The sequence below is a fragment of the Gilliamella sp. B14448G11 genome (assembly GCF_016101765.1).
Taxonomy (GTDB): domain Bacteria; phylum Pseudomonadota; class Gammaproteobacteria; order Enterobacterales; family Orbaceae; genus Gilliamella; species Gilliamella apicola_N.
In genome coordinates this window covers 51,148-68,833 of sequence record NZ_JACFPX010000012.1, presented here as the reverse complement: position 1 = coordinate 68,833, position 17,686 = coordinate 51,148, and the positions used below count along the sequence as shown (strand labels likewise).

Annotated in this window: 16 protein-coding genes; 10 read left to right on the top strand and 6 right to left on the bottom strand. The window is 35.4% G+C overall.

What is annotated here, in order from left to right; translation table 11 throughout:
* Positions 1-60: 60 nt before the first annotated feature.
* From mpl to H3S88_RS09095, 3 genes are all read left to right on the top strand, one after another.
* On the top strand, positions 61-1,455 hold the full coding sequence (mpl, locus tag H3S88_RS09105; protein WP_198228637.1) for a UDP-N-acetylmuramate:L-alanyl-gamma-D-glutamyl-meso-diaminopimelate ligase: 1,395 nt from the start codon (positions 61-63) through the stop codon (positions 1,453-1,455).
* A 70-nt stretch (positions 1,456-1,525) separates the two neighbouring features.
* Complete coding sequence (locus tag H3S88_RS09100) at positions 1,526-3,010, top strand: NAD(P)H-hydrate dehydratase (RefSeq protein ID WP_198228636.1); 1,485 nt, start codon at positions 1,526-1,528, stop codon at positions 3,008-3,010.
* 46 nt (positions 3,011-3,056) lie between these two features.
* Complete coding sequence (locus H3S88_RS09095) at positions 3,057-3,416, top strand: helix-turn-helix domain-containing protein (RefSeq protein ID WP_086326914.1); 360 nt, start codon at positions 3,057-3,059, stop codon at positions 3,414-3,416.
* A 93-nt stretch (positions 3,417-3,509) separates the two neighbouring features.
* Here H3S88_RS09095 and H3S88_RS09090 read toward each other — a convergent pair whose 3' ends face one another.
* Entirely contained in the window at positions 3,510-4,877 is a 1,368-nt protein-coding gene (locus H3S88_RS09090) for an L-serine ammonia-lyase (RefSeq protein WP_198228635.1), read from the bottom strand.
* A gap of 196 nt (positions 4,878-5,073) precedes the next feature.
* Positions 5,074-6,375 (bottom strand): serine/threonine transporter, encoded by a 1,302-nt coding sequence (locus H3S88_RS09085; protein WP_144093274.1) that lies wholly within the window; start codon positions 6,373-6,375, stop codon positions 5,074-5,076.
* A 422-nt stretch (positions 6,376-6,797) separates the two neighbouring features.
* On the opposite strand from H3S88_RS09085, the gene proS reads away from it, so the two are divergent.
* The 3 genes from proS to H3S88_RS09070 all read left to right on the top strand — a co-directional run bounded on the left by proS (position 6,798) and on the right by H3S88_RS09070 (position 10,707).
* Entirely contained in the window at positions 6,798-8,519 is a 1,722-nt protein-coding gene (gene proS, locus H3S88_RS09080) for a proline--tRNA ligase (RefSeq protein WP_198228634.1), read from the top strand.
* Between the two features lie 137 nt (positions 8,520-8,656).
* On the top strand, positions 8,657-9,127 hold the full coding sequence (locus tag H3S88_RS09075; RefSeq protein ID WP_172398422.1) for a dual specificity protein phosphatase family protein: 471 nt from the start codon (positions 8,657-8,659) through the stop codon (positions 9,125-9,127).
* 125 nt (positions 9,128-9,252) lie between these two features.
* Complete coding sequence (locus H3S88_RS09070; RefSeq protein ID WP_198228633.1) at positions 9,253-10,707, top strand: M48 family metalloprotease; 1,455 nt, start codon at positions 9,253-9,255, stop codon at positions 10,705-10,707.
* Between the two features lie 86 nt (positions 10,708-10,793).
* On the opposite strand, the gene H3S88_RS09065 is transcribed toward H3S88_RS09070, so the two are convergent.
* Positions 10,794-11,456 carry a histidine phosphatase family protein gene (locus H3S88_RS09065; protein WP_198228632.1) on the bottom strand — a complete coding sequence of 221 codons (663 nt, stop codon included), beginning with the start codon at positions 11,454-11,456 and terminating at the stop codon, positions 10,794-10,796.
* A 17-nt stretch (positions 11,457-11,473) separates the two neighbouring features.
* Positions 11,474-12,463, bottom strand: coding sequence for a 23S rRNA pseudouridine(955/2504/2580) synthase RluC (gene rluC, locus H3S88_RS09060; RefSeq protein WP_065738402.1), 990 nt, complete (start codon positions 12,461-12,463; stop codon positions 11,474-11,476).
* Positions 12,464-12,611: 148 nt separating this feature from the next.
* Between rluC and dsbB the strand changes: the two genes are divergently transcribed.
* The 4 genes from dsbB to rapZ all read left to right on the top strand — a co-directional run bounded on the left by dsbB (position 12,612) and on the right by rapZ (position 15,494).
* The gene (dsbB, locus tag H3S88_RS09055; protein WP_065738401.1) at positions 12,612-13,130 is read left to right on the top strand and encodes a disulfide bond formation protein DsbB; all 519 of its coding nucleotides are present in this window, start codon (positions 12,612-12,614) and stop codon (positions 13,128-13,130) included.
* Between the two features lie 92 nt (positions 13,131-13,222).
* The gene (gene rluA, locus H3S88_RS09050; protein ID WP_144093266.1) at positions 13,223-13,879 is read left to right on the top strand and encodes a bifunctional tRNA pseudouridine(32) synthase/23S rRNA pseudouridine(746) synthase RluA; all 657 of its coding nucleotides are present in this window, start codon (positions 13,223-13,225) and stop codon (positions 13,877-13,879) included.
* Between the two features lie 85 nt (positions 13,880-13,964).
* Entirely contained in the window at positions 13,965-14,561 is a 597-nt protein-coding gene (locus H3S88_RS09045) for an XTP/dITP diphosphatase (RefSeq protein ID WP_198228631.1), read from the top strand.
* Positions 14,562-14,645: 84 nt separating this feature from the next.
* On the top strand, positions 14,646-15,494 hold the full coding sequence (rapZ, locus tag H3S88_RS09040; protein WP_198228630.1) for an RNase adapter RapZ: 849 nt from the start codon (positions 14,646-14,648) through the stop codon (positions 15,492-15,494).
* On the opposite strand, the gene H3S88_RS09035 is transcribed toward rapZ, so the two are convergent.
* Positions 15,495-16,313 carry a divergent polysaccharide deacetylase family protein gene (locus tag H3S88_RS09035; RefSeq protein WP_198228629.1) on the bottom strand — a complete coding sequence of 273 codons (819 nt, stop codon included), beginning with the start codon at positions 16,311-16,313 and terminating at the stop codon, positions 15,495-15,497.
* Entirely contained in the window at positions 16,313-17,524 is a 1,212-nt protein-coding gene (envC, locus tag H3S88_RS09030) for a murein hydrolase activator EnvC (protein WP_198228628.1), read from the bottom strand. Before envC ends, H3S88_RS09035 begins: the two co-directional genes overlap by 1 nt.
* Positions 17,525-17,686 lie beyond the last annotated feature (162 nt).

Here is a 17,686-nt window from a genome sequence, read left to right as displayed (position 1 = left end):
GACAGTGATAACAAAACAGATATTATTATCAGTACATTTTATTAAAGTTAAGGACTAAAAATGCATATTCATATTCTAGGAATTTGTGGCACATTTATGACAGGAATTGCATTAATAGCCCGTTCGCAGGGTCATCACGTAACGGGTTCAGACAAAAATGTTTACCCGCCGATGAGTACACTCTTACAAAAAGAGCATATTGATATTATTGAAGGATATGATCCCTCACAACTGACTCCTACCCCTGATCTGGTGATCATTGGTAATGCGTTATCAAGAGGTAACCCTTGTGTTGAATATGTGCTTGATAATAATATTCCTTATATTTCAGCTCCTCAATGGTTACATGACAATGTCTTACGCGATCGTTGGGTTATCGCGGTTGCAGGTACACATGGTAAAACAACCACTGCTGGAATGGTCAATTGGATTTTGGAAAAACAAGGTTATAAGCAAGGTTTTGTTATTGGTGGTGTACCTGGTAATTTTGATGTATCGGCAAGATTAGGCGAAGGTAATTTTTTTGTTATTGAAGCTGACGAATACGATTGTTCATTTTTTGACAAACGCTCAAAATTCATGCATTACTGTCCTAAGACATTAATCATGAATAATTTAGAATTTGATCATGCTGATATTTTTGATGATCTTGCTGCAATCCAAAAGCAGTTTCACCACTTAGTTCGTTTAGTACCAAGTAAAGGACTTATCATCACGCCACAAGATGATGTTAATTTAAAACAAGTACTAGCTAAAGGTTGCTGGAGCGAACAAAGTTTTACGGAATCTGAAACAGGTTGGTTAGCGCAACGTATTAACAGTGATGCCAGCCATTTTGCGGTTTACTACAATAGCGAAAAAGTGGGCGAAGTTAAGTATTCTTTAGTCGGTGAATATAACATGCATAATGCGTTGATGGCTATTGCTGCAGCTCATAATGTTGGTATTAAGCCGACAGATGCTTGTGCAGCACTCGGTTCATTTATCAATGCCAAAAGACGGTTAGAACTTTATGGTGAAGTTAATAATATTGAAATATATGACGATTTTGCCCATCATCCAACTGCAATTTTGGCAACACTTGAAGCATTACGTAGTAAAATTGGCGCTAATCGCCGAATTTTAGCCGTTCTTGAACCTCGTTCAAATACAATGAAGCTTGGAGTATCAAAAGATGAGTTGGCGCCATCACTTGGTCGTGCTGATGAAGTTTACTTATTCCAACCTGAACAATTACCATGGTTAGTAGCGGATGTTGTTGATGGTTGTATTCAGCCTGCATATTGGTCTGGCGATATCGATTTACTTGTCGAAATGATAACAAAATCGGCTAAACCGACTGATGCCATTTTAATTATGAGTAATGGCGGTTTTAGCGGAATACATAATAAAATATTAGAAAGCCTAAAAAAACAACAGTTAAAAAAGCAAATGAATGAACAATCATTAATCTAATCATTGATTAATTTACCTGTATGATTTTGCCACTTAATGTGGCATCTCATTTACAGAAAGAGGCAGTATCATGCAATACTTAGTTACCTCGTCTGAAATGAAGCATTACGATGCTTATACCTCAAATGAAATTGGCTTACCCTCCCTAGTACTCATGGAACGTGCGGCACTAGCCGTTGTGAACCAACTCAGTAACAATAACTATAATTTAAATAAAGTGGCTGTAGTATGTGGATACGGTAACAATGGTGGTGATGGTATTGCCGTTGCTCGCCTACTAAAATTACAACATATTGATGTGGATGTTTATTTAATTGGTAAGCCAGAAAATGCTTCCGATGAAACATTACAGCAACTTAAAATAGCCCAGCATTATAATATTACCTTTGTAACATCACCCACTGATTCCTTTGCCAAATATACAACTATTGTTGATGCCATTTTCGGTATAGGGCTTAATCGTATTGTCACTGGCGACTTTCTTCATACGATTGAATTGATTAATCAAAGTAATGCTGAAGTGCTTGCGGTTGATATTCCCTCAGGACTTTGCAGCAATACAGGTAAAATTCTTGGTATTGCAGTCAAAGCCAAACAAACGGTAACGTTTGCCTATTCAAAAATTGGTTTATCACTTTACCCTGGGGTCGAATTAGCTGGTGAAGTCTCGATTGCAGATATTGGTATCTATGCAAATACCCCAGCAAGTCATTATACTTATCAATCTAACGAGTTGAGTCAATTACTACCATGCCGATCAGATAATAGCCATAAGGGTAGCTATGGTAAAGTATTGATTATTGCTGGTTCAGAAAATATGTCTGGAGCCGCGTTCTTTTCGGCTAAAGCCGCTTATAAAACCGGTGCAGGGTTAGTACGTATTTACACACCAATATGCAATCGTGATATTTTATTGACTCAACTACCTGAAGTATTACTTACGCCATATATTCCCCAAAAAATTGATATAAAAAACCTCGAAGAATTAATAAATTGGGCTTCAGTCATTGTGATTGGACCAGGAATGGGCGTATCCGATGATACTCATAAAATCCTAGCGCACGTATTGCAATACGCTACAATTCCTATAATTATTGATGCTGATGGACTTAATACCTTGGCTACCAATTTAAAATTACTTCAACAAGCTCAGTCAACGGTTATTGTCACGCCACATCTGGGCGAAATGTCTAGATTAGTCAATCTACCGATAGAAAAAATTAAAACAAATCTCATCAAAATAGCTAAAAAATTTGCAAAAGACTTTAACGTAATCTGTGTTCTAAAAGATGCAAAAACCATTGTCGCAATACCTGAACACGCCACTTATATTAACCAATCCGGGAATAATGGTATGTCTACCGGGGGGACGGGTGATGTTTTAACGGGAATAATGGCTGGACTTATCGCTCAACATTTATTGCCGACAAAAGCAGCCCCAGTAAGTGTTTACTTACATGGATTAGCCGGTGATGCTGCTTTAAAAAGACATAATAAATATAGTTTATTAGCCAGTGATATCATTGAAAGTTTAAATGATATATTACATGTTTAGCTATAAAAATAACCTTAAATTTTAGTTTACCCAGTAAGGATTATTCATGAATGAAATTAACGACATGATAAAATTGTTATGTCGCCGAATAAAAATGGCTAGAATCGAAAAAAATTTATCGCAACAAGAACTTGCCGACAAATCTCAAATTGGTATAGCAACAATAAAACGTATTGAGCAAGGCGAATCAATCACATTACAAACATTAATTTCAGTTCTTAAAGGATTAGGCGAACTCGATCAGCTTAATAACTTACTTGCCTACAACGAAGTCATTCACAAAACCTCAGCAGACCAACCAAAACGGAAAAGAAAAAAACGAGCAACAAACACAGAAAATGTTGACGTACTTGTTGAAAATGATTTTTTGCGCTCTAAAGTGAATACCATGCGCTGGAAATACTAAAAAAAATTCAAAAAATAAAACGCTAAAACTAAGGATATAACGTAATTTTTATCTTCGCCAATTATAAAAAAGGCGAAGATAATAAATGGGCTATTAACTACAATGTACCGTAATTGCCAATCCACCTCGAGATGTTTCTCGATATTTAGCATTCATATCTTTACCCGTTTCATACATTGTTTTAATTACTTTATCTAAAGTTACTTTTGCTGCCGTTATTCGTCTCAACGCCATTCTTGTAGCATTGATAGCTTTCACCGCTGCAATAGCATTACGCTCAATACATGGCACTTGCACTTGCCCTGCAACCGGATCGCAAGTCAAACCTAAATTATGTTCCATCGCAATTTCGGCAGCCATACAAACTTGCTCGGGATTTCCGCCTAAAAGCTCAGCTAATCCTGCCGCAGCCATTGAGCAAGCTACACCTACCTCACCTTGGCAACCAACTTCCGCGCCCGAAATAGAAGCGTTCATTTGATAAAGTTGACCAATTGCACCACAAGTTAAAAAGAATCGAATATAGATATCAGGCGTAACTGGGTTAATAAATTTATCATAATAACCCAATACCGCTGGAATAATACCGCAAGCACCATTAGTTGGAGCCGTAACCACACGCCCCCCTGCTGCGTTTTCTTCACTCACAGCAAGTGCAAACATATTAACCCAGTCAATGATCACCATTGGATCACTAATGATCTGATCTTTGGTTGTAGATAGCTGTCGATAAAGAGAAAAAGCTCGGCGTGGCACTTTAAGTGGTCCAGGTAATAAACCTTCTGTATTCATACCTCGTTTGATACATTCTAAAATAGTTTGCCCTACGCGTGAAAAGTAATCTTCAATTTCTTCATACGAATGAAATTGCAGCTCATTTTTCATCATAATACTGGAAATTGATAAAGAATTATCTTCACAATGTTTCAATAATTGTGCAGCAGAAGAAAAACGATAAGGCAGTTTTACTGATTCGGTTTTTTGCTTTGCAAATTGTTCTTCTTCTACAATTTTACCGCCCCCTACTGAATAATAGGTTTTCTGAAACAGGAGCGTTTCACCATTATAGGCACTCAACGTCATACCATTTTCATGGAGAGGTAAAAATTTAGAATGAAACACCATACAACTAGCAAGAGGAAAATCGATTTCGTAGCGATTATCATAAATCGGTAAGCGATGTGTCTGACTGATTTTTTCGATAAAAGATGGAATATTATCAATATTCACCATATCAGGTTTTTCGCCAGCAAGTCCCATAATGATAGCGATATCTGTTTGGTGACCTTTACCAGTTAGCGATAAAGAGCCATAGACATCAGCCACAATTTTGGTTACCGATGACATCATGTTATTACTAATCAGTTGATCAATAAATGCCTTCCCGGCTCTCATAGGGCCAACCGTATGTGAACTTGAAGGACCAATACCAATTTTAAATATTTCAAATACCGAACTCATATTTTTCCCTTTTTGATACTTACGCAACTGTGTTGCGTAAGTTTAAATCTTCATAAATTTACTATTGCAACGAAATGGACAAGGAGCAAATTTACTATTAAAACTATTTTGCCTATTAAAGAATACGAGCCATCGGCTAATGCCGATGGTTTTGTTCATAAAAAATCAAATCAACTACGATAAATAATGGGATCTTTTAAACTAAATTATAAATAGCGGCTGAAATCGCAATAAATCCCATAATCACAATAAACCCATTACTGAGTTTGCCACGATATTGTGCTAATGCGGGTAATTTATGAATTGCATACATTGGCATTATAAACAATAGTACTGCAAGAATTGGGCCACCTAGTGATTCAATTAAACCTAAAATACTTGGATTGAGCGTTGCAATGCCCCATGCTGTTAAAAACATAAATGTTACAGCAAGTTTTTCAAGTTTCTTTTCAGATAGTGTTTTATTACGACTACGTAAAGCTTTATTCACGATACCATTAAATCCTTCTTTCGCACCTAAATAGTGCCCCAAAAACGATTTAGCCATAGCAATAAATGCAATTGGTGGACCAATATACTCAATAACTGGCGAATTAAAACGATTCGCTAAATAAGATAACGTTGAAAGATTTTGCGCTTTTGCTTCTAAAAGTTCTGCAGGCGATAAACAAAGTGCACAACTGAACACAAAAAACATCACCGTTGCAACCATCATAATATTACTTGCTGCAATAATTTTAGTACATTTTGATTCGGCATAATTTTCACCGTATTCTTTACGTTTAGCAACAGCTAAAGAAGAAATGATTGGCGAATGATTAAAAGCAAAAACCATAACAGGAATAACCAACCAAAGTGTCATTAAAATACCGTGTCCACTGTAACCATTGCTGCTAAAAGAAATATTATTAAAAATTTCGCCATTCCATTCAGGAATTAAAAATAATGCCAAAATCATTAATACCGCGATGAAAGGAAACACCAGAATGGACATAACTTTTACAATAAGCTCTTCACCAAAATGGACAATCGACATTAAAAAAGCGACCAAAATAAATGATAACAAAGCTCTTGGTAGTGACGCCATACCCAGTTGGTGCACCATAAAACTATCGACGGTATTAGTAATACCTACACTATATACTAATAAAATGGGGTAAATAGCAAAAAAATAAAGTACCGTTATCCAATTTCCTGCCGTGCGACCAAACGCTTCTTCAACTACGACTGTGATATCCCCGTCTCTACTTTTACCTGACAATACAAAACGGCATAAAGCACGGTGAGCAAAAAAGGTCATAGGAAAAGCGAGAATTAACATCACTAATAATGGAATCAAACCACCTACACCTGCATTAATTGGTAAAAATAATACCCCTGCACCAATTGCAGTACCATAAAGGCTCAACATCCATAAAGTATCGCTTTTACGCCATTTAGATAACGCAGCATCCTCTTTAGAAGTTGTTATACCCTCGTTAATGGTTAATTGGCCCATATTGAACTACTCCTTTGTCTAAAATTTTGCGCGTATGATATCAATTTAATCTCTTTATCAACGTGATCCACGTCACACAAACGCTAAAAAATTTAATATAATCAACATGATATATTTTTGAAAAAATATCTATTTTGATACTTATTGTGTCCCAAAAAATTAAAGTATCAGTTTTAATACTAAATTTTTATAAAATTGCCTGCAATTTCACAATACCCCCCAATTTATAATGCATGATACTTTTGAATTAGATTTGGCGTTTATCGCAAGTAACTTGCTTTGTTTGATACTCTTTTGATGGTCTTATTATCTATTTCACATCAAAAATAACGATAAAATTACTTTAGTGTTGCGCTGGGTACTGCTAAACTAGCAAGCATTTTTAGTATATTTATAAGTAAATTATTTTTCGGGATAAATTCATGCGAACCAGTAAATATCTTCTTTCTACGTTAAAAGAAACGCCAGCTGATGCTGAAGTAATTAGTCATCAATTAATGTTACGTGCCGGTATGATCCGAAAAGTTGCGGCCGGTTTATATACTTGGTTGCCAACTGGTTATCGTGTACTTAAAAAAGTTGAAAACATTGTCCGAGAAGAGATGAATAAAGCGGGAGCAATTGAGGTATTAATGCCTGTTGTTCAACCTGCTGATATTTGGCAAGAAAGTGGACGTTGGGAACAATATGGTCCAGAACTATTACGTATTAAAGACCGAGGTAATCGTGACTTTGTATTAGGACCAACGCATGAGGAAGTAATTACCGACTTACTACGCAATGAAGTTAGTTCATATAAACAATTGCCGTTGAATGTTTATCAAATTCAAACCAAATTTCGTGATGAAGTTCGCCCGCGATTTGGGGTAATGCGTTCACGTGAGTTTATTATGAAAGATGCTTATTCATTCCATACTTCACAAGCATCATTACAAGAAACTTATGATGACATGTACAAAGCTTATAGTGCCGTGTTTACTCGTGCTGGCTTAAACTTCAGAGCAGTACGTGCCGATACAGGATCTATTGGAGGTAATTGGTCACACGAATTCCAAGTTTTAGCTGATAGTGGTGAGGATGATATTGTCTTTTCAACTGAATCGGATTATGCAGCCAATATCGAAATGGCACAAGCATTAGCGCCAACTCAAAACCGTGCAGCACCGACTAAAACAATGGAAATTGTTGATACACCAAACGCCAAAACCATTGATGAATTAGTTCAACAGTTCAATTTACCAATTGAAAAAACCGTTAAAACATTAATGGTAAAAGCGACTAAAGAAAGTGGTCATCAATTAGTTGCATTATTGGTACGTGGTGATCATACTCTAAATGAAATCAAAGCTGAAAAAATTGACATTGTTGCTTCACCACTAGAATTTGCAACTGACGAAGAAATTCGCGCTATTGTCAATGCTGGCCCTGGTTCATTAGGTCCAATCAACCTTAATATGCCAATCATTATTGACCGAGATGTCGCAGTAATGAGTGATTTTAGTGCGGGTGCCAATATTGATCATAAACATTACTTTAATATCAATTGGGAACGAGACGTTACCCTACCGCGCATTGAAGATATTCGTAATGTGGTTGAAGGGGACATTAGTCCAGATGGTAAAGGCACATTGCAAATTAAACGTGGCATTGAAGTTGGGCATATTTTCCAACTTGGAACGAAGTATTCAGAGGCGATGAAAGCAACTGTTCAAGGCGAGGATGGACAAAACCACGTTATGATCATGGGTTGTTATGGCATTGGCGTAAGTCGTATTGTAGCTGCAGCGATTGAACAATGTCACGATGAGCGTGGAATTGTGTGGCCAGAAGCCATCGCGCCATTTAGTGTTGTCATTATTCCTATGAACATGCATAAATCTGAAAAAGTACAAGCAACGGCAGAAAAACTTTATGCAGATTTACAAACTGCAGGTATTGATGTGTTGTTTGATGATCGTAAAGAGCGACCAGGTGTGATGTTTGCAGATGCTGAGTTAATTGGGATTCCGCATACCATTGTTATTGGTGAACGAAATCTGGATAATGGCGAAGTGGAATATAAACATCGTTGTGGTGGTGATAAAGAGATGGTGAAAATTGAAAACATCATTGAATTTATCCAAAACCGTCGTCAATTGGCTTAAAAATTAATAAATTGCATCTATTTATGCTGTACACAACACAACAATTAAGATCTTGTTATGATTTTATCAAAGTAAAATTAGCAAATTCATTAATGCTGTGTTGTGTCTGCTTGATGATAATTGGCTGTCAATCTAATATGAAACCTAGTGATAATTTACCCGATAATTTTTATAAAATATCTGATGATCTTTCCCGGTCAGAACAGCCAACCAGAAAACAGATACAATATCTTGAAAAGTTAGGCTTTAAAACCATAATTAACTTACGTTTACTGCATAGTGATCGCGATAAGTTAGAAAATACGGATCTTTCCGAAGTTTGGATCAAAATACGAGCAGGAAATATTTCTGACGAAAAAATAATTGAGATACTAAAAGCCATTAATCAATCGCCCAAACCAATATTAATTCATTGTTGGCATGGTAGTGATCGCACAGGTGTTGCTGTAGCTATGTATCGTATAGTCTTCCAAAATTGGTCAAAATCTCAAGCCATTAATGAATTAATGAAACCTGAATTTGGTCATCACTATAATGTTTACCCTAATATTGTCAAATATATCGAAAATGTTGATATCGAAAAAATTCGAGCCGCTGTATTCCAATAATTTATTATTTTTTATCATTAACGCCTGATATACCTAACAGTTGATGAGCAATTCAAAGTGAAATTGTCCTTTTTTTCGGCTAAAATAGTAATCAGTTAATATTCTTATCTCTATAGGTTGAAACAATGTTAAAAAAAGTAGTCGCATTGGTACTATCTACATCGTTATTATTACAAAATGCCCCATTAGTTTATGCCGATAACATCAACCTTCCTGATATAGGTACTGCTGCTGCTTCAACATTAAGTATAGGGCAAGAGATGGAGATGGGTGATTATTATATGCGGCTATTACGCGCTGATGCCCCTATCATTAATGATCCTGTTTTAAATCAATATATCAATGATTTAGGTAAAAGATTAGTTTTAAAATCGGAATCAGTACAAACACCTTTTCACTTTTATATTATGAAAAGCAATGTACTTAATGCATTTGCTTTTTTTGGCGGTAATGTGGTTATTCACTCTAGATTAATATTGGATACCAATAATGAAAGCCAACTAGCCTCTGTCATGGCTCACGAGATTGGTCATGTTACTCAACGCCATTTAGCTAGGGCAATGGAAAACCAAAATCGCAACAGCCCTTATGTCTGGGGTGCCACATTAGGTTCTTTATTATTAGCATTAGCCAATCCAGAAGCTGGGATGATGGTAATGACAGGTGCTATGGCGGGTTCAACGCAAAGCATGATTAGTTTTACACAAAGTAATGAACAAGAAGCCGATCGTGTTGGTCTAAGAACACTTGCTAAAGCAGGATTTGATCCATATGCTTCATCGGAGTTTTTGCAAAAGTTAGCTGATGAAACTCGTTTTAGTAGTAAGCCGCCAGAAATTTTACTTACTCACCCATTACCCAATAGCCGTTTATCCGATATTCGAAATCGTTCAATGCAATATTCTAAAAAAGATATTGCCCCATCACTCAATTATTATTTAGCTAAAGCAAGATTAGCTATTTTAATGAGTAATAATATCAATACAGGCAAATTGTTACTCGAAGATTACAAAAAACTCAATAATGAACAAAGCAAAATTGCCATCGTTTATGGTTATGCACTAGCCGATTACCGAAGTGGCAATTATCAAAGAGCAAAACAACAACTGCAACCATTATTAGATAATGATCCTAATAACATTTGGTACATAGATTTAATGACGGATATTGATTTAAGTACAAATAACAATAATGCTGCAATTAATCGATTGCAAACGGCAATAAAAAAATCACCAAATAGCTCCGCATTACAACTCAATTTGGCTAATGCTTATGTGAAAAATAAAAATTATCAACAAGCCATAAGTCTACTTCATCGATATACTTTTGATCACAATGATGATACTAATGGTTGGGAGTTACTGATTTTAGCTTATGGGGGATCGCATTCAAGAGCGAAAGAGATGAGTGCTCAAGCAGAATTGATTGCACTCGAAGGTCAATTTCCACGAGCAATCCAAATATTACAAAATGCTAAAAACCAAACGAAAGGTGATCAAATCATGATTTCGAGGATTGAGGCCAGAATTAAACAGTTACAACAGCTACAACAACGTTACACAAAATACAGTAAAAGATAAACGCTAGATAGGCTTATTATCTCTCATTTTATATTATTAATATTAAATACATTATTTGAGAGATAATAAAAAATTTACATCACCGATTATTTATCCGTTAAATGATCGACATTGTTATAGTATTTAACCGTAAATTTTCCTTCTGATTTATCATCCGTTTGTTGATAATTAACAACACTTATGCTGGTATTTAACATGCGCGGAAAGTATTGATCATCACGGTGTAAACGCCAATCACCTCCATTTAATACGCAAAGTAATAATCGCAATACCGTTCCATGCGAAACGACTAAAATATTACCCGTATTTTGTGGTGCATTTTGAATTATCGTATTGAGTCCTTGTTTCATACGCGTTAGAACATCAAGATAATTTTCACCTTTATTGGCAGAAGCATCAAAATTAGCAGGATCGGTTAAATAAGTTGTAAACTCTGGCACTTCCTTTTTAAGAGTCGGTACATGTTTACCCTCCCAATCACCAAAATCCATTTCTTGCAAATCAGACAGTTCAAATGTTGGAATATCTTTAATATTTTCGTTAACGATATAATTACGTGTTTCTATAGCACGTTGTTGAGTACTGGAATATGCTTGCAAAAAAGGGACATCTTTTAAATATTGCCCTGTTATTTTAGCCCCTAAAACGCCTTGTTCTGTAAGAGGAGAGTTTTGCGATCCTTGCATCTGATCTTTAATATTCCACTCTGTTTGCCCATGTCTAATTAAGTATAAATTGAGATCTTTCATTCGCACTTACTACCTTTTTATTTTAATGATTCTGTTTGTTGATATTTATCATTTCTAAGCTGATTTAAACATGCTTGCAACTTATCATCCATAGGTGCATTTAACTGCATTTCTTGTAAAGTTTTCGGATGAATAAATTTCACATTAGCCGCGTGTAAAAATAATCGGTTAAGCTTGGTATTTGCCAGTTGCATATCAAATTGGTTATCACCATAACGATCATCAAAAGCAATTGGATGGTTAGCATATTGAGTATGAACTCGAATTTGATGAGTACGTCCTGTAACTGGACTGGCTTTAATTAAAGTTGCAAAATCAAATCGCTCTTCAACTTTAAATCGCGTTTCAGAAGGCTTTCCTTCTTTATCAACTTTGACAACACGTTCACCACTTTTTAATACGTTTTTAAGTAATGGCGCCTGCACCACTTTACATTCTGACGGCCAATTTCCTTTTACTAATGCCAAATAATTTTTTTGCATCTGTTTAAGTCTAAGCTGCTCATGTAACGCTTTTAATGCGGAACGTTTTTTAGCTATTAATAGTACACCCGATGTTTCACGATCAATTCGATGAACTAATTCTAAAAACTTTGCTTCGGGTCTTAATGCGCGTAATCCCTCAATGACACCAAAACTTAAACCACTACCGCCATGAACGGCAATACCAGAAGGCTTATTAATGGCTAAAATCACATCATCTTCATAGATGATTGCTTTTTCCAGATCAGCAACTTTATTAAGCTTAGTTGAAATTTCGGGTGTTGTTTTTTCAGCAACGCGTATAGGAGGAATACGAATCTCATCGCCATTATTTAATTTATATTCAGGTTTAACGCGTTTTTTGTTAACTCTCACTTCACCCTTTCTCAGTATGCGATAAATCATACTTTTAGGTACACCTTTTAAGTGTGTAATTAAAAAGTTATCAATTCGTTGTGTCGCATTTTCTTCAGAAATTGTGACAAATGAGACTTGCAATTTTGTTTGTGGAACGTTTGAATCCATAAGAAGTGATTAATCCGCCATCAATATATAAAAGTCGTTTACATTATCCGAAAATAAACTACACTAGCATCACTTAAAAATTAGATAGATTACTTTCGATATAATTAAAGATAAGTAATTATAACGGAATATGGAGGAATAAAATAGTATGTTATCACTACTCAATCATTACTCAAATGGCAGAGCTGCTTGGTTTTTATTATTCCTTTCTACCTTTATTTTTGAATTAACAGCGCTCTTTTTTCAACATGTGTTAGATCTAGCCCCTTGTACATTATGCATTTATCAACGCTGTGCTATTTTTGGAATTATGATCGCAAGCATTATCGGACTAATTAAGCCTAATAATTATATTTTTCGATTAGTCGGAATTTTGGTTTGGTTATTTAGTGCCTATAAAGGATTTATGTTAGCAACATTTCACGCTCATTTACAATTTGAACCTAATTTCAGTGATACCTGTGCAATTAATGTTCAGTTTCCATCTTGGTTACCTTTAAATCAATGGTTACCAAGTATGTTTAATGCCTATGGCTCATGTGCCGATAAAATTTGGACTTTTTTAACCATCGAAATGTCTCAATGGATGATTATTATTTTTGCTTGTTATCTTTTTGTAGGTCTAACCATATTAATTTCTCAATTCTTTCCAGCAAAGAAAATATAATTTGAAACCAGCGCCGCTTTTATAAAACTGGCGCTTTTTGTTGAGTTTGCTAGAATATATGACAATTTTATTTTAAGAATTGTCATATATAAATGCTTTTGGAATATCATCCCCCTATTGACCCTTGGCTTTCTATCCTACATCAAGATGACCATATTGTCGTTGTTAATAAACAGCCTGGGATATTATCTGTATCAGGTAATAAACCTCAATTTATTGATAGTATTATTCACCGTTTACAACAAAAATACAGTTATGTTGAATCGGTTCATCGTTTAGATATGGCAACCAGTGGTATTATGGTTGCTGCGCTATCAAAATTAGCCGATCGAGACATAAAAAAGCAATTTCGTGAACGGATCCCCAAAAAAACATATATTGCTGTGGTATATGGGCATCTTGAGCAAGATACTGGACAAGTTGAACTACCTTTAATTTGTGATTGGCCGAATCGTCCAAGGCAAATGGTGGATCTTGAAAACGGTAAACATGCATTAACTGAATATCAAGTTATTTCACGAAATGAGAATAATACTACCCGAGTTAAATTATTTCCGTTTACGGGACGTTCACATCAATTACGTGTGCATATGCAAGCTATTGGACATCCAATTTTGGGAGATAAATTTTATGCACATCCTGAGGCATTTTCGATGTCTCAAAGATTGTTGTTACATGCCCAATCACTGACAATAAATCATCCTAAAACAGGGGAAAGCATGACTTTTACATGCGAGCCTGATTTTTGAAAATATTCATATAGTAAATAACGGCTGTTACATAAAATTCACTAATGGTAATATTTGACAAACCAGTTATGGTAAGGAAATTAAAATGCAAAAAATTGTTTTAGCAACAAATAATCAAGGTAAAGTTAATGAGCTACAAAACCTGTTAGCCGATGCTGGTTTTAATGTTGTTGCACAAAAAGAGTTCAATGTACCTGAGGTGGATGAAACTGGTTTAACCTTTATTGAAAATGCGATATTAAAAGCAAGACATACAGCTAAATTTACTAAATTACCAGCAATCGCTGATGATTCTGGATTAGTGGTTAATGCGCTTGGTGGCGCACCAGGGATCTATTCTGCCCGTTATGCAGGCGAACATGGTAACGATGCAAGCAATAATCAAAAATTATTGCAAGAGTTAAAAAATGTACCAAGTGAAAAACGTACCGCTTATTTTTATTGCGCATTAGCGTTCATGCGACATGAAAATGATCCAACACCCATTATTTGTTTAGGAAAGTGGAATGGCATCATTTTAAATGAAACACGAGGTGAAGGTGGCTTCGGTTATGATCCTTTATTTTATGTACCCGAACTAAATTGTAGCGCTGCAGAGTTAACAAAAGAGCATAAAAGTCAGATTTCACATCGAGGACAAGCGCTTAAACAACTTATTGCGAAGATTAAAAACGAATATTAAACCAGTATTCTATATTTACTAAATTGTATCTTTACAAACAAACAGTATATACTTACACAAACCATCAATAATGGAGGTTGAATTGTGATTCTGATGATAGTGAGTGGCCGTTCCGGCTCTGGCAAATCAATTGCATTACGGGCGCTAGAAGATATGGGATTTTATTGTGTTGATAATATTCCTGTCGCTTTATTACCACAATTAGCCGATTCATTAAAAAACAATGATACGCCTGTCGCTGTTAGCATTGATATTCGCAATTTGCCTATCAATTTCGAATTTGATTACGATATACTGCAAAAACTTCCTGAATCAGTAACACCTGAAATTATTTTCTTAGATTGTAGCCGTAACACTCTTATCCGTCGTTATAGTGAAACAAGACGAATACATCCTTTAGCCAATCAAAAGCATTCACTTGAAGAAGCAATCGATCTTGAAGAAAGTTATTTAGAGTCATTAAAATCGCATGCCAGTTTGGTTATTAATACAGATAATCTTTCTGTTCACCAATTATCTGATATTTTAAGAGCGCGTATTTTAGGTAAAAAAGAGCGTGAATTAACAATGATTTTTGAATCATTTGGGTTTAAACACGGTTTGCCTGTTGAAGCCGATTTTGTATTTGATGTCCGTTTTTTACCTAATCCTCATTGGGATATCAATTTAAGACCCTTGACAGGATTAGATGAGCCTGTAATTAATTATCTATCAAAACAAGATGATGTAACCAATTTTATCTATCAAACAGCTAATTATTTGCAACAATGGTTGCCAATGTTAGAGAAAAATAATCGAAGTTATTTAACTATCGCGATTGGTTGTACTGGGGGACAACATCGTTCCGTTTTCATTGCAGAGCAATTAGCTGAATTTTTTAAAGCACAAAATAAACAAATACAAATTCGCCATCGAACATTAGAAAAAAAGTAATTATTTATTTAGATCATTATTGAAATTCCATGCATCTTCTAAAGATTTTATGCAGTTTTCAAAAATATATTTTAATGTTACTTTCGGTTTAGATTCTATTGTTAATGGCGCCACAAGTTGACTGATTTTGATTAGTTCAATATCAGGTGGTAAGTTAGCCAATTTATTTTTAAGCACATTGAGCGTCTGTGGATGTGGATGCCCAATCGCGATGGCAGAACCTTTTTTACGTGCAACTCTAATAGCTAAATCGAATTGTTGACTGATAATGGCCTCATTTTGCTTATCGTCTAAAAATACATCTCGTTCTACAACTGGAATATTATAAAGACTTGCCGCGTCTTTGACGGCTGTTTTTCCGACGGTTTTACTATCTAAAAAAAACATTGAGTGGTAACTTAGCGCTTTCATAACATTTTCCATTCCAATTTGGCTCGATGTCATTAAGCTGCCCATATGGTTATTAACTCCAATTGCATAAGGTACATGCGCTACCGCATTGGTTACAATACGATCAACTTCTTCTTCTTCCATATAAGGATACAACGTATCTTTCTCTAACGGCTGCTTACCAAAGGGAGCCATTGGTAAGTGAATCATCACATCATTGCCGTGCTCATGAGCGATATTGGCAATATGATGTGCATTTGGAGAATTAGGCAACACCGCCACCGTAATATTAGGCGAAAGTTTAATAATTTGCTCTTCATTATGTTGTCTATAGCCAAAATCATCAATAACAATTGCTAACTCTGCTGCCCATACATTGCTTGTTTGTAATAATAGACCAATGGCCATTGAAATGAGTAAACGAACCACTATTTTAACCATCCACTAGGATTTAAAGCTTTTCCATCTCGACGAATTTCAAAATATAATCCTGAACTATTTTGTCCGCCACTTGAGCCCACTAACGCAATGGGTTGACCACTATAAATTTTATCACCGACTGCCACAAGCACTCTTTGATTATACCCATATAAACTCATATCACCTTTACCATGATCAATTGCAACAACAAAACCATAACCTTGTAACCAGCTTGCTAATATTACGCGTCCATCGGTTATCGCTTTTACTTGTGTACCATCTTTAGCATTGATTACCATTCCTTTCCAATACAGTTCACCATGTAATGATTCGCCAAATCGATGCAAGACAGATCCACTTACTGGCCAATTAAATTGACGTTTAGGTTTACCAATGCCACTAACTCGAGCCATGAGCGATCGCTCTTCTGGGCTTAAAGTATAATTATTATTTTTTTGTTTTGCTTGAATATTTTTTGCTTGCCTTGCTTCTTCTTCTGCTATGCGTCGGCTTTCTCTCTCTGCTTCAGCAATTTTTGCTTGTAGTTTGGCCTCATTTTCATGTAATTGAGCCAGTTTTTGTTGATTAACTTGCATGGATGATTCTAATGAGGTAATCGTTTTTTTTCTATCTTGGCGATTTTTTTCAAGCCCAACCTGCTCCTGCTTGCGTTTTGTTTGTAATGCCTGTTGAGAAACTTGCTTCTTTTGTAAAGCTAATTTTTTTTCGTTGAGTTGCACTTGCGTTTCACGCAAAGCATTAATATGTTGTTCTCTGGCGTCATTAATGTAACCAAAATAGGTGATAAGACGTTCATTACGTTCACTTTGTTCACTAGCAAAAATAAGCTCAAAGCCTGTGTTTTTGCCTAGTTTAAAAGCGGTTTCAAGCTGCTTAGCCAATGCGCGTCTTTGTTGCTGTTGTTTAACGTTTAACTCATCGATTTGCTTGATTAACTGAGCAATTTCCTTATTAAGTTTATTTAGTGTAGCATTATTTTTTTCAATTGACGTCAGCAGTTTAGCTATCTCGGTTTCTTGTTGTTTGAGATCATTAACTAATTGTGTCCTTTCCTTTTTCTGTTCAGCTAAACGAATTTCTTGTTCTTTAATTGACTGGCGCAAATTTTGTAATTTTTGATTATCATCAATCGCATACAAAGGGTTGGCATACATTAATCCAATTAAAATAGGGATAAGAAATTTTTGATAAATAGCCATAGAATTGTAATTAGGATTTATTATCAAGCGTAAAAGATAAACCACTATACATATAAATAACTAAATATGCAAAATGTATACCATCTAAGCGAGTTTAAGAATAATTACGGCATATAGTATATTAGACATTTCACAAGCACGGATAAAAAGTATAAAATACAA

What these genes read in the sequence shown, in the direction of transcription:
- H3S88_RS09090 (WP_198228635.1), bottom strand. Translation starts at nt 4,877, where the DNA reads ATGAGTTCGGTATTTGAAATATTTAAAATTGGTATTGGTCCTTCAAGT.
- H3S88_RS09095 (WP_086326914.1), top strand. Translation starts at nt 3,057, where the DNA reads ATGAATGAAATTAACGACATGATAAAATTGTTATGTCGCCGAATAAAA.
- H3S88_RS09085 (WP_144093274.1), bottom strand. Translation starts at nt 6,375, where the DNA reads ATGGGCCAATTAACCATTAACGAGGGTATAACAACTTCTAAAGAGGAT.
- proS (WP_198228634.1), top strand. Translation starts at nt 6,798, where the DNA reads ATGCGAACCAGTAAATATCTTCTTTCTACGTTAAAAGAAACGCCAGCT.
- rluA (WP_144093266.1), top strand. Translation starts at nt 13,223, where the DNA reads ATGCTTTTGGAATATCATCCCCCTATTGACCCTTGGCTTTCTATCCTA.
- H3S88_RS09075 (WP_172398422.1), top strand. Translation starts at nt 8,657, where the DNA reads ATGAAACCTAGTGATAATTTACCCGATAATTTTTATAAAATATCTGAT.
- dsbB (WP_065738401.1), top strand. Translation starts at nt 12,612, where the DNA reads ATGTTATCACTACTCAATCATTACTCAAATGGCAGAGCTGCTTGGTTT.
- envC (WP_198228628.1), bottom strand. Translation starts at nt 17,524, where the DNA reads ATGGCTATTTATCAAAAATTTCTTATCCCTATTTTAATTGGATTAATG.
- H3S88_RS09065 (WP_198228632.1), bottom strand. Translation starts at nt 11,456, where the DNA reads ATGAAAGATCTCAATTTATACTTAATTAGACATGGGCAAACAGAGTGG.
- H3S88_RS09045 (WP_198228631.1), top strand. Translation starts at nt 13,965, where the DNA reads ATGCAAAAAATTGTTTTAGCAACAAATAATCAAGGTAAAGTTAATGAG.
- rluC (WP_065738402.1), bottom strand. Translation starts at nt 12,463, where the DNA reads ATGGATTCAAACGTTCCACAAACAAAATTGCAAGTCTCATTTGTCACA.
- mpl (WP_198228637.1), top strand. Translation starts at nt 61, where the DNA reads ATGCATATTCATATTCTAGGAATTTGTGGCACATTTATGACAGGAATT.
- H3S88_RS09100 (WP_198228636.1), top strand. Translation starts at nt 1,526, where the DNA reads ATGCAATACTTAGTTACCTCGTCTGAAATGAAGCATTACGATGCTTAT.
- H3S88_RS09070 (WP_198228633.1), top strand. Translation starts at nt 9,253, where the DNA reads ATGTTAAAAAAAGTAGTCGCATTGGTACTATCTACATCGTTATTATTA.